Annotated in this window: 8 protein-coding genes; 2 read left to right on the top strand and 6 right to left on the bottom strand. The window is 62.3% G+C overall.

Annotated elements, in window-relative coordinates; genetic code table 11:
* Positions 1-47: 47 nt before the first annotated feature.
* A complete protein-coding gene (locus G3446_RS02315; RefSeq protein WP_164450780.1) occupies positions 48-2,135 on the top strand; it encodes an EAL domain-containing protein in 2,088 nt (695 codons plus the stop codon).
* A gap of 1,531 nt (positions 2,136-3,666) precedes the next feature.
* Positions 3,667-5,835, top strand: a complete 2,169-nt coding sequence (locus tag G3446_RS02310; protein WP_164450779.1) for an AAA family ATPase — start codon at positions 3,667-3,669, stop codon at positions 5,833-5,835.
* Positions 5,836-6,048: 213 nt separating this feature from the next.
* On the opposite strand, the gene G3446_RS02305 is transcribed toward G3446_RS02310, so the two are convergent.
* The 6 genes from G3446_RS02305 to G3446_RS02280 form a co-directional block, all read right to left on the bottom strand.
* Positions 6,049-7,215, bottom strand: a complete 1,167-nt coding sequence (locus tag G3446_RS02305) for a porin family protein (RefSeq protein WP_164450778.1) — start codon at positions 7,213-7,215, stop codon at positions 6,049-6,051.
* A 215-nt stretch (positions 7,216-7,430) separates the two neighbouring features.
* A complete protein-coding gene (locus G3446_RS02300; protein WP_245232249.1) occupies positions 7,431-8,051 on the bottom strand; it encodes a polysaccharide biosynthesis/export family protein in 621 nt (206 codons plus the stop codon).
* Positions 8,052-8,303: 252 nt separating this feature from the next.
* A complete protein-coding gene (locus G3446_RS02295; protein ID WP_164450777.1) occupies positions 8,304-9,227 on the bottom strand; it encodes a 5'-nucleotidase in 924 nt (307 codons plus the stop codon).
* Positions 9,228-9,287: 60 nt separating this feature from the next.
* Positions 9,288-9,818: a hypothetical protein gene (locus G3446_RS02290; RefSeq protein ID WP_164450776.1), complete on the bottom strand. Its 531-nt coding sequence runs from the start codon at positions 9,816-9,818 to the stop codon at positions 9,288-9,290.
* A gap of 186 nt (positions 9,819-10,004) precedes the next feature.
* The gene (locus G3446_RS02285; protein ID WP_164450775.1) at positions 10,005-10,637 is read right to left on the bottom strand and encodes a nucleotide-binding protein; all 633 of its coding nucleotides are present in this window, start codon (positions 10,635-10,637) and stop codon (positions 10,005-10,007) included.
* Positions 10,638-10,786: 149 nt separating this feature from the next.
* Positions 10,787-11,554 (bottom strand): hypothetical protein, encoded by a 768-nt coding sequence (locus tag G3446_RS02280; protein ID WP_164450774.1) that lies wholly within the window; start codon positions 11,552-11,554, stop codon positions 10,787-10,789.
* Positions 11,555-12,135: the final 581 nt, after the last annotated feature.

Genomic DNA, 12,135 nt, shown 5'->3' with positions numbered 1-12,135 from the left:
ACCGATAATCACGGACCTGGGACCGTCCCAAGGACATCGAGCAGAGTATGCCCACCCAAAGCCGCAAACCTACGCTTCTCATCGTCACCTCAGAGACCAGTGAGGCCGAGCGCCTGGTCGGCACCTTGCGTGAAGAGGGTTTGGTGGGCCAGAGCGTCTCCATTCCGAACGCCGAGCGCCTGCAGAGCGCCATCAAGGAGCGTAGCTGCGACCTCATCCTGTGCTGCGGCTACGACCGGGACGTCGACCTCGACGAATTTCTGGACGGCTACAAGCAGATCACCACCGACACTCCGCTGGTCCTGATCGTCGAGCCGGAAAGCTGGAGCGCCGTCGCGGACAAGGCTGGGCACTTCGGGGTCAGGGACCTGGTGCGCCGTTACGACAACGAGCACCTCAGGATCGTCGTCAAGCGCGAGAGCGCGGACCTGTGGAAGCGCCGCGAGGCGAACGGGCTATCGGCGCGGCTGCAGAACTGCGAGGCAAGCACGCTGAGCCTGCTCGAGGTCACGAGCGCCGGCGTCGCATTCGTGCAGGACGGGATGCACGTCGACGCAAATCCGGCCTATGTGAGCCTCTTCGGCTATGCCGACGCCGACGACATCCTCGCCGTTCCGCTGCTCGACCTCGTCGCCTCGGCGGACCAAAAGAAGATCCGCGATCTACTCAAGCGCGCGGATCAGTCCCAGCTGACCGACTCCCTCACCCTTGATGTCACTTGCGTCCAAGCAGACGCGCGCGAGATCGAGGCACGGATTCTCGCCGCCCAGGCAGAATTCGAGGGCGAGCCCTGCCTGCGCATCATCGTCCAGCCAGTCCAGTCCGTTGCCTCCGCCGGCCCGAAGCCGGCAGCGGAGCAAGACGCCAGCTTCGGCGTCCGGACATTTCTCGACGAGGTCGAAAGCCGTATCGACGAAGAGCGGCTCGTCAAGACACCCTTCGCGATCTTCTTCGTTCAAGTCGCCAAGAGCGTCGAGCTGAAGCGCGACCTGGGATTGACCCTTGCCCTCGAGCTGTTCGCTGAATTCGGCGAACGACTCTCCGCGATCGTCGGCGAGCGCGGCACCGTCACCCAATTGAGCGACGACAGCTTCGGCATCATCGGCAATGACATGGTCGACCTCGACGCCAAGGGCCTGTCCGAGCACCTCAAGAACGAAGCCAGGCTCTCCACCGGAGCAGCACGCGAAGGCGGCAATGAGGAGGACTGCGAGATCGGCTACTTCGTCGTCAGCGAGCGGGCGGCGGCCGCCGAGGACATCCTCAACGCAGCCTACCGGCTGTGCATCGGCCATCGCTACACGGACCATGACAACAAGCCTGGCCAGGGCGCACCCACGTCACTTGCGGCCAAGACCAAGCAGGAGGACGCGGAAAACGCGGAAGACGACGAGACCATCGCCAGGAAGATCGAGTACGCCCTGCGCAACGATCAGCTCAGACTCGTCTATCAGCCCATCATCAGCCTGATGGGCGACAACCAGGAGAACTACAGCGTCCTGCTCCGCCTGCTCGACGAAGAAGAGAATCTCCTCGAAGCGAAGGACTTCATTGGCGCCGCCATCCGCAAGGGGTTGATCGAGGAGATCGACAAATGGACCATTCGCGCGGCCATTCAGGTGATTGCGGAGCAACGCCGCTCCGGCCACAACCTCAGCCTCTTCATCAACCTCTCCGAAGACACCTTCCGAAATCCGAGCATCGTGCTCTGGATTTGTGATTGTTTGCGGGAATTCGATGTGCGCGGCAATTGGCTGACCTTCCAATTCCAGGAAGAGCTGGTCGTCGGCAATTTGGCGAGCATCGGCAAGCTGGTCGAGACCCTCAAGAAGATCAAGTGTCGCGTCGCGATCAATCGCTTCGGTGTCACGGAGCGCCCCGAAACACTCCTGCAGGGCATGTCGCTGGACTTCGTCCTCCTCAAGCCCGCGTTCGCGCAGAACCTCGCCGACGACCCCGACAAGCAGCAGAGGCTGCTGCAGCTCGCGACCCTTGCACGCGAGTTCAACGTCAAGAGCATCGTCACTGGCGTCGAGGATGCCCGTGCCCTGACCGTTCTCTGGACAGCGGGTGTCGACTATGTGCAAGGCAACTTCCTGCAACGCCCCTCGCCCACGCTAGAAGTCCAAGCCTAGGCTGCGTCATCTCAGAGAGCGCAGTCAGCGGTCAGCTTGCAGCTGCGCCTTTGACGAGGTTTTCGCCGATCGGAGCCTTCGCCCCATCGGGCGAGCTCGGGCGGACACCCTGAGCCGACCAGCTGACTGATCCCAAGGAGCTGGCGGCTAGAGGCCGACAGCGCGTCAGCGAGGAGGATAGATCGCATCCAGACGGTCAAGCTGCTGCCGCTCGACCTTCTTCTTGGGGCGCCGATAGAGGCGGCTCTCGAGCAGCGTCCCAGAGGGCTTATTCAAGCGCGAGGAAAGACGACTGGGCGGTCTGCGCGTCGCGGACCTCGCGCCCCGACCATCCATGACCGCTCCCGCCTGCGATTGCCTCGCATTGCCTTGGGTCGGCATGTCCGTCCCAAGACCGCTCCAGGCAATGGCCTCCGTCCGTGGCGCGGCCGCCCGCTCCGCCGACGTCAACGCAGGAATTGGAAGGCATTCCCGGCCCTGCTCTGGCATCACCCCGGATAGACAAGTCGCGGGCTCGTCGAGCCGTGCGAGCGCCGAGGAGCCATAGGCCGCGCAGCTGTAGATTGAGACGAGCAGAAGCAACGGATAGCCTTGTACCAAGAATCGCATAATAACCTCCTCACCACGCATCGACGCTCAATCATTGATGATGCGTACTTCGCAACGATGACGATCAGACACTGACGAATCATTGAGCGATCCCGCAGCGTCCGCTATGAATCATCCGCTATCAATCGCGGACCTATGGCCGGCTCGGCTCTTTCAAAAACGACTTCGATCATCGCTTCTACCAGTCGTCCACTCTAGGCTGGACAAGCGCAGTGCAGTCTCCAAGGCCGGTGCGGAGCTCGATGGACTTCGCGCTCGCCCTTCCGCCCCACTGGCTCAGCCCGCTCAAAAACCGACGGATACCTTTGGGACATTGAGGTGCATGCCTTTCAAAGCTGGGCTCGGTATCCGAAAAGAAGGATCCGCGAGCTTGGCCCGAGAAGAGCGGCAAACACATTCATGGATAGATGGATAGATAGATAGATAGATAGATAGATTCATCATGAGCCGAGCAGCGAGCCTCCAGCCACCAGCATCCATTAGCAGAATAAAATCAGAGACCTGCCGAGGCCCACCTCTGGTCAGCGCTTCCCCGTTGGATAAGCCATAGAGCGGCCGACAGCAATTCCAAAACCAAGCCCCAGGCTGATAGCTAACGCTCCCTCTTTCTTGGCTCAAAGACCGCGATTGCTTCACCTGAGAGCGAATCCGCGAGACAAGAAACCAACTAAAGTAGGATGCCTGCCCAATGAAGAGGCTACCGAATTGCACCTCGGCCATTTACCTCCACCAGTCAGCCCACTTTCGCCATCCGCGCCATCTGCATTCCCAGCCTGACGCGGCCGCTCTTCAACCGCTCAGACCAAAGAGTCGTAACGCGGCTTGCGCGTTTTGCTAAACTGAGCGTCCCATGCGGTCCCCTCCGGCCGTGTTGAAACGATGCGATGGATGCCCGAGCCTTCGGCGCTAGGAACTTGAAGAGATGTACGAATCCTTCTTTGGTCTGAACGAAAAGCCGTTTTCGCTACTGCCAGACCCGAGCTTCTTTTATCTCAGCAAGATACACCGTGAAGCCCTCACGCTGGTCGAGTATGGTCTCCACAACCAGAGCGGCTTCACCGTTCTCTCCGGAGAGATCGGGTCCGGCAAGACGACGCTCATGCGCTATTTGCTCGATCGGCTAGACGAGCATTTCACGGTAGGGCTCATCTCCCACACCCACGAATCGATCGGCCAGATCATGGATTGGGTATGCGTCGCCTTCGAGCTCGACGCGCCGGCCGGCGACAAGATACGGCAGCACCAGGCCCTCGTCGATTTCTTGCTGGACCAGTATAGGCGGGGCAAGAAGACCCTCCTCATCGTCGACGAGGCGCAGAACCTCGGCCTAGAGAAGCTCGAGGAGATCCGGCTGCTGTCAAACATCAATGCGGACAAGGATCTGGTGCTTCAGCTCCTCCTGCTCGGCCAGCCGCAGCTGCGCGATCAGCTCCGTAGTCCGAATCTCGAGCAGTTCGTTCAGCGCATCTCCGCGTCTTACCACCTCGGTAGACTCAACGCCGAGGAGACCTTCTACTATATTCGGCACCGGCTGAAGGTCGCTGGCGGCCACAAGTCGATCTTCACCCCGGATGCCTGTCACGCTGTCTTCCACTACAGCAACGGCATCCCCAGAATCATCAACCTCATCTGCGAGACCGCGCTCGTCTTCAGCTATGGCGCCGGACGCAACCCGATCACGGGTGAGGCGATCGACGACTTCGTCAGGAACGATGCCTCGAATCTCCTCCTGTCCGTAAACAGGAGCGAGCGCGTCGGGCCGGATCCCGAGATCGCGGCCAACCTCGAGGCCGCGGCCGAACAGCTCGATGCGGCAGCGCCGCCTCCTGCGGCATCCGAGACCGGCATGGAGACGTCATTGGCGGCTTCCGAGCCACGCAGCATCGAGATCACGTCATCTATTTCACAGGAGCCCCCCTCGGCGTCGGCAACGCTCGTCGCCGAAGCCAATGAGCCGCCCCGGGAAGACGGCTCGGCGACGCATTCGCCAACCGCGAAAGACGCCGCCGCAAGCTCCGCCGCTCCAGATGATCAGCTGCCACCGGCGGCATTGATCGAGCCGTCGCATGCCCGGCTGCACCGATCGAGAGAGCTGATCGCCATTGCCGCAGGTGTAGCCCTTGGCCTCGGGCTGGCTGGCTGGTATCTGTACGAGCGTGGATCTCAGTCACCCAGGCCTCCCGAGCCGGCTATCGCCTCCGAGCAGCCGGCTCCATCCAGCCCCGCAACTGACCGCCTGCCGCCAAGTCGATCGGAAACCGAGAGTGGCGAGACGGCTCCTCTCTTCGAGACCCAGGACAGGGCGCAAGATCGTGACGATGTCCGTGCCATTGCAACGGCCGGGCTCGGACTCCCCGACCCACGACCGGAGCCACAGAGCGCGGATGATGGCCCTGGCATGACGGCGCAGACCGCCCCTCCCCTGGCTAGCACCCAGCCCACCGAGCGCACGCAGACGACTCCGACCGCCCCGATCGCGACTTCTGAGGAGCCCCCTGAGGATCCCTCTGACGAGCCCGCGGAGACCTCGAGCGCGGACCTCGAGCCTTCCCCGAGTCCAGACAGCGCGGGTGACGCAGGCATCGAGGTCGCCAGCGACGACTCGCCACGGCCGGATCCTGAGGGCTCGGACGCCGGTCAGGAGCCCTCAAGGGCGCGTCCCGAGCCCAGCCTGAGCACCTTGGCCAGCGCGCTCGGTGCCCTGTCGTACCAAATCGAGCGCGACGGCGAAGACTCCTACACCCTGGACTTCGCCCGATCGATCCGCTTCCAGGACGGCAGCACGGAGCTCGACCGCAGCGCAGTCGAGACCCTGACGGAATTCTCCGAGCTCTTGAAGACCTATGACGACGTTCGCCTGCGCGTCCTGGCGCACACGGACACCAAGGGCAGCCGCCGCGCCAATATGAGGCTTTCCGAGAAGCGCGCGCGGCGGGTTGCTGACTTCATCGAGAGTCAGGGCGTTGCCGAGGCGCGCATCTCCTACGAAGGAAGAGGCGAGGAGGAGCCCAAGGTGGATCCGGCCGAGGAGCGTATCCAAGGACCCTGGATCAACCGCCGCATCGAGATCGAGCTGACGGAAGGACCCTGAGCAAGCTCGACTCAGCCAAGCATCCGCGATTCGAGCGAGAACGGCGTGGCGTCAAGGGCGCGCGGGAAGGCAAGTCCTTGGCCGATCTGCAGCCCCCCTGGATGAGCAAGTCCCGTCGACGACGCCCTGAAATCCCTCGCCCTTCCCGAGCCCTTCGCGGCCCGACGGCTAGCGTCAGGCTCAAAGCGCCGGACGCCACGGAAGGCGAGCCCCCTACTGGCTCTTCACCCCGGACCAGCGTGACAGCGGATCACGCGGCATCGAATAGCGCAGGCTGAGAAAGACCGCATTCGAAACCGCATCCTTGTCCCTGGAGTCGTACTCTTGCCAACGATAGCGATAGCTCAAATCGACCGACAGGGACCGGGTCAGTTTGTGTCGAATACCCGGGGAGAATGAGAAATAGTCTCGATCATAGCCCGAGGACTCACCATCAGGGGTTCTATTCCGATAGCCTCTCGCACTGAATAGGAATTTCCACCGCGGAGCGAGCTCGTAATCCACCGAGGCCGCCAAGGCCGTCGTATCCAACAGGGTTCCGCTGCTGCTGGGGACAACCGAACGGTCCGCCGAGACTCGAAGCTGGCCTCGATCGAAAGTCTTCTTCAGCTCCAGCTGGAAAAGTGGTCCGGAGTTCTCCGTTTCCTCGGTCCCGAGCAAGGTTGGCGTCTCGGCCTTGGTATTGCGCAAGCCCGCATAGGTCGTGAGCGCCAGGGTCTCTGACAAAGCATAGCTGGCGCCAACTTCTGCGCCGACGCTGTCCGATGTGGTATCGACTTGGTCAGCGTCGTACTTCGCGTAGCTAGCCCGTCCGAACAGCGTCGCCCGCTCGCTCAAGCCGTAGGTGAGCGTTAGATCCGCCGTCGCGAAGCTGTAGTTGAATAGCGGAATCAGCTCCACGTCTTCGTAAGTGATTTCTTGATAGCTCGCCCCGGCCCTCGCTTGTGCCCTCGAGCCCAGATTGTAAGTCCAGGACGGACTCACCAGCACACGCTCGCGTCTCTTGTTCACCTGGACCAGGCCAGAGGTCGCGATCTCACTCGTCAGCGTCGAGTCATAATCGAAGCTCGCATCCAGCCCGAAACGACTGAGCCCCCACTGATAAGCGCTCGTAAAGCCAAGGGCCGAGTCCGTTTCATCCAGATCGGAGGCATCCGCATAACGGCGCGCAATGACTTTCGCGCTCAGGCCGATGTCGGAGATCTCGGATCGTCGACCGGCCTCGACTTCGCCGGTCGCAGTCCCACCCGACGAGCTGACCGGACTCGCGACGCTCAATCGCACGTTGTCATCGTAGAAGGCCTGCAGCGAGGCCCGCGGCTCGACGTACCATTGCTCGGCATGGACCCATGTCGACAGGGGGATCAGCAGGCCAAGCATGGCGCTTCGGCGAAGGCCTCTCTTGGCGGGTCGGACAGCATTCATTTCCATGACCAAACGGAGAATCTCCTCTGGCTCGGGCGCTCGCCCTGCCTGCGCCTTGCGCGGCAGGCAGATCCCTGTGGCCTCTCAGCCATCTCGCTCCCAAGTCACCAACAGACGAAACGGCCCTTCGCGACTGGCTCTCCTAGCAGCGCAGGGCATGAGATCACACCCTAGGGCACGACGATGACATCCCCGGCCTGGAGAGCGATATTCTGCTCCAGGGACTGGCCCCTGCGGACCTTCTTGTAATCGAATGGGATGGAGCGCTCCGTTCCGGCAACCTTTCGCAGCACCTTGATCTTGCTCTCATCGGCGAAGGGGGTCAGTCCGCCCGCCATTGCGAGTGCCTGCATGACCGTCACGCCGCGAGTGACCAAAGGAAAATCCCCGGGCTTGTTGACGCGGCCAATGACGTAGATCCGGTTTCCAGGAATCTCTTGAAGGGTAACCGTAACGACGGGATCGGAGATGTACTTCTTCAGCCGCTCTTTCAACGCCGCAGAGAGATCCCGAACCGTCAAGCCGGCAGCATTCAAGTCGCCCGCCAAGGGGAAAGAGATGCCGCCATCCGGACGCACGAGGACGAGCTGCTCCAAGCCGGGCTCCTGCCAGACGGAGACAGCGACGATGTCACCAGGTCTCAGCCGGTAGCTTTCGGGAGCCAGGCCATCATCCGCGATCGTGCTCGTGGGCGCGGGAGTCACGGGCGCAGCAGGATTCGCGACGACCCCGGCCTGACCCTGACCGCTATCGGGCGTGTCGATCAGACTCAGATTCTCACAGCCCATCATCAGCGACGCGAGAAGCGCCAAAGCCGAGAGCAGGCTCAAGCGATTCAGAAAATGCGACTGAACTCGACGTCCAAGCTTGATCTCCGAGCACATCTCCATTCACCTCAATTTACCAGGTCCAAATTTTCGGAATTACAACACCCGGGGATTCGCTTTTCCAGATCCCGCGCCAAGCCCATCGCGAATCCAAGACGCCAGCCGGAAGCATTTCGATGAGCAGCGCCGGCGAGCAAGTCCCTCCAGGATCTGTCGCTAGAGATTCGCCACGCCGTGCGGGACGTGCCCCGTGGCGACATGCATGCGGGCCGCATCGCAGTGGTGGGTCTGATCGTCGAAGAAGATATCCGCGTCGAAGGCGGCGAGAAAGCGCGCCTTGCTCAGCCCACCGAGAAACAGCGCCTCGTCGATACGGATGCCCCATGCCCTGAGCGTTCGAATCACACGCTCGTGCGAAGGTGCCCCGCGCGCCGTGACCAATGCCGTTCGCAGTGGCGAGGCATCGGCGGGAAAGAGCGTCTGGAGCTGATGGATGGCGACCAAGAGTCCCTTGAAGGGGCCTTCGCGCAACGGCTCGTGCGCGGCGGCGGACTCACGCTCATTGAAGACGGCGAGCCCCTGCTCGCGATAGAGCCGCTCGGCCTCGTCGGAAAAGAGCACGGCATCGCCATCGAAAGCGATCCTGACTTGGTCGTCGTCGTGCTCGGGCGTGGCGTCGGATGACGGCAGCACCGTCGCCGCGGCACAGCCGGCGGCAAGCGCCAAGCGGACGTCATCGGGGTCCGCCGACAGAAAGAGATGCGCGCCGAACGCCGAGACATAGCGATAAGGACTCGCACCACCCGTGAAGGCCGCTCGGGAGATATCCAGACCGTGGTGATGCGCCGAGGTCAGCACCCGCAGCCCGGTGTCGGAGCTGTTGCGAGACAGCAGGATGACCTCGACTCGGCCTCTGTCTCCGAGCGAATCGTTCAGATTCATCAGCTTGCGCACGAGAGGAAAGGCCACGCCAGGCTCGAGGATCTCGGCCTCGTGCGCGACCTGGTACTCATGATAGGCCTGGACGCCCTGCGCCTCGAAAATGCGATGGGATTCCGTCAGATCGAACAGGGCGCGGGAGGAGATGGCGACGATGAGCCGAACCGCCGCCTGAGAGGCTTCCTTGAGGTCAGCGGACATGAGATCGCCAAGGCTGCGGCGCCATGCCAGAGGCCGCTCCGAGCTGGAAGCAGCGATCGGCTACCAAGGCATGAACCAATTCATGAAGTGCATGGGACGGCTGATGCTTTGATTCATCACCGCCATATCTTGCCGCATCGAGGACGTCGACAGGGTCATACTCTGCATCGCGCGGTCCATGTGCTGCATGCTCGCCAGCATCGGCTCCAAGGCATTGACGTCGCGGGCCATGGAATCGACGCTCACGGTCAGCGACCTGACGTTGGAGCTCATCTGGGACATGTTGTCCGAGATGGACTGCATGTTGCTCGCCATCACGGTCATGTTGGTGTCGACACTGATCGCGAGATAGTGGACGTCCTTGGCGAGACTGAAAACGAGGTAGAAGCCATAGGCGGCCAGGATGATGAAGGCGAACAGGCTCGGATAGACGATCAGCTCCCAGCGCTTGGCGCTGGTCTCGAACGCCTGGGAGAGGCGATCGATGGCATAGGCATTGACCTGTGAATCCGCACCCTCGATGCTCGAAGAATCGTCCTCGGGACGCCCCTGGGACGCTCCCCCTGGGCTCAGACTCTCGTTGTCCGGCATGATCGTGTCTGCGTCTTAATCTTTGGAATCGTTTGTCAGTACAGCTGGACGAAACGACCAAGCGACTGATGCTGCTTGGGAGCTTAACAGAATGGTCAAGTCGAGCAAGGCAGTTGGAAACGTAACATCTCTCGACATCCCGACGGGCTCGAGACCGCCGGGTATCCCGCCGAACGTCGCCAACGGCTAACCGACAAGATGCGGGTAGAGCGCCGCGGTCAGGGACAAGAGCTCGCGCGCCGCCTTGCCACGGGGCTCCAGCTCGAAAACGGCCAGTCCTTCGCTGAACGAGCGTCTGAACACGGTTCGCTGAGACAGTCTCGGTTTGATGAATCTCAGCCCCGGAAGCGAGACCAAGGCCGCCGCGGCCTCATTCGTTTCCTGAACCGCATGGTGGGTATCGCCACGGTTGATCAGACCGACGATCTCCGGCGGAGAGTCCCGCTCGATCGTCGAGATCAGTTTGATGAAGCGCTGCGTCGACCAGATATCGGCCTGCGAGGGCGGCACTGGCACGACGACACGATCACAGAGCGCGATTGCCCGCCTCAGGCTCTCCATATCCGCGGTGCCAACGTCCACCAGGGTCTCGTCGGCATCGCGAAGCTGGCCTTCGTTCAGCACGGAGGTCCCGCGCACCTCGAGAATCGGATCGAAGCGCTCCTCCTTTCGCACCGCGGCGACATCGGTCAAGGTGCACTGGGGATCCGCATCGACCAGCAGGACGCGGGCCTCCGCCATCGCGAGCCAGACCGCCAAATTGAAGGTCAGCGTGCTCTTTCCCGAGCCGCCCTTGAGACTGGCAACGATCGTGATCATCTTGCGCTATCCATACAAGCCGCGGAAGCCAAGGCACCAAAGCTCTCGAATCGGCGGACCTGCAACGGCACACGGCTCTCCGCACGCCAGGAGTCCATCAACACTTCCCGACGGGCGAAGAGACCGAGACAGGCCCCGAAGGTCATCCGTCAGCGCTGCGGCGGCTGATCCATCTTCGTGTAGCCTTCGGGCACCTGAAAGCGTGCGTCCGGCTGATCCCCGACCCGAATGTTGTCCAGCTCGCGGACGAAGCCGCCGGGAAACTCCTCGCGCACCGACAGCTTCAGCTCGGGGTCGTACCACTGAAAGGTCTGCACCGGCTGCTTGTTGGGAACCGTCGTCGTCATCTGCCACTTCTCGACCGGCCGGCCATCGATGGTCTCGGAGCCCAGCATCTCGAGCTCCATGGATTGACCGTTCGGCATCTGATACTTCAGCGGCAGGCCGCGCTCCACGTCGATCCACTGTGCGCCAGTCGCGGTCTGACCATCGCGCTCGACCTTCATCTCCCACTTGATCGCCGGCCGGCCGGCGACTTCCTCTTGTCCGGCTTTACGGCAAACGAGACCAGAGACGCCTTCGCACGGATTGGCCTCGGCCGACAGCTGAGACATCGGCGAGTCGCTCCGCGCGTCCTGGGGAATCTCACGCTCCATGTAGCCCTTCTGCTCCGGGAAGAGGATCCATTCCATTCCATTCTTCTGGTCGGTGATGCGCACCATGTCGCGACCCTGCTGCGACATCTCGACACGCATCCGGTCATCGCCGACATACATCTTCCCGGTCGTCGACTGGCCATCCGGCCCGCGGCTGACCATGTCTGCCGAAAACTGAGTCCCGGCGATCTCCGCCTGCGCCGAAACCGTCAAGGCCGCGCCCAAAACCGCCGCCAACTGCAGTCGCTTCTGGATTCTCATGCTACCGATTCCCCTCGTGTGGTCTCATTGTCATGAATACTCCTGTGGATCCTTCGGCCCCGGCCGCGCCGACCGCGCGCCTGGGTGAACGCCGTGCCAAGTCAAACAAAATATCAACGGGGGCGCCATGGAGAATAGGGATCCGGTGGCGAGCCAGCACTCCCGGACATGGAATCGAAGAGGCTGCTCCGCCCCCGATCGCCCTCCGGCGGGAGATCCCCTGAGTCGCTTTTCCAGGGTCTCCAATGTGTCTCGGAGCCAGCGCCGCGACGCCCCTCCCCGCGCTCGAGCGGGCGAAAGCGATATTGCTCTCCCCATGGCCTGTCAGGCGACCTCACCGAGGGCAGCGCCGGATCGCGGCGGAAGCGGAAATCGGCAGAGCCCGCCTGCGGGCGACTTGCCGCACCATAGGTGGGCAGCCCGCCCAAATCCAGCTCGATCTCAGGATCTCGCGCCGCCCGTCCTCCTGGCGACCAGATGGCATCTGCGTAGTCTGCATCCGGTGCAATGCGCCAATCCGGCTGCCCAGCCAGGGCTGGTCGCTCAAACCCGGCTTCGTAGGGCGATGAAGGGCGAGCGGA

Source organism: Thiorhodococcus minor (genome assembly GCF_010820565.1).
GTDB classification, from domain to species: domain Bacteria; phylum Pseudomonadota; class Gammaproteobacteria; order Chromatiales; family Chromatiaceae; genus Thiorhodococcus; species Thiorhodococcus minor.
This window is presented reverse-complemented; position numbering and strand designations above follow the sequence as displayed.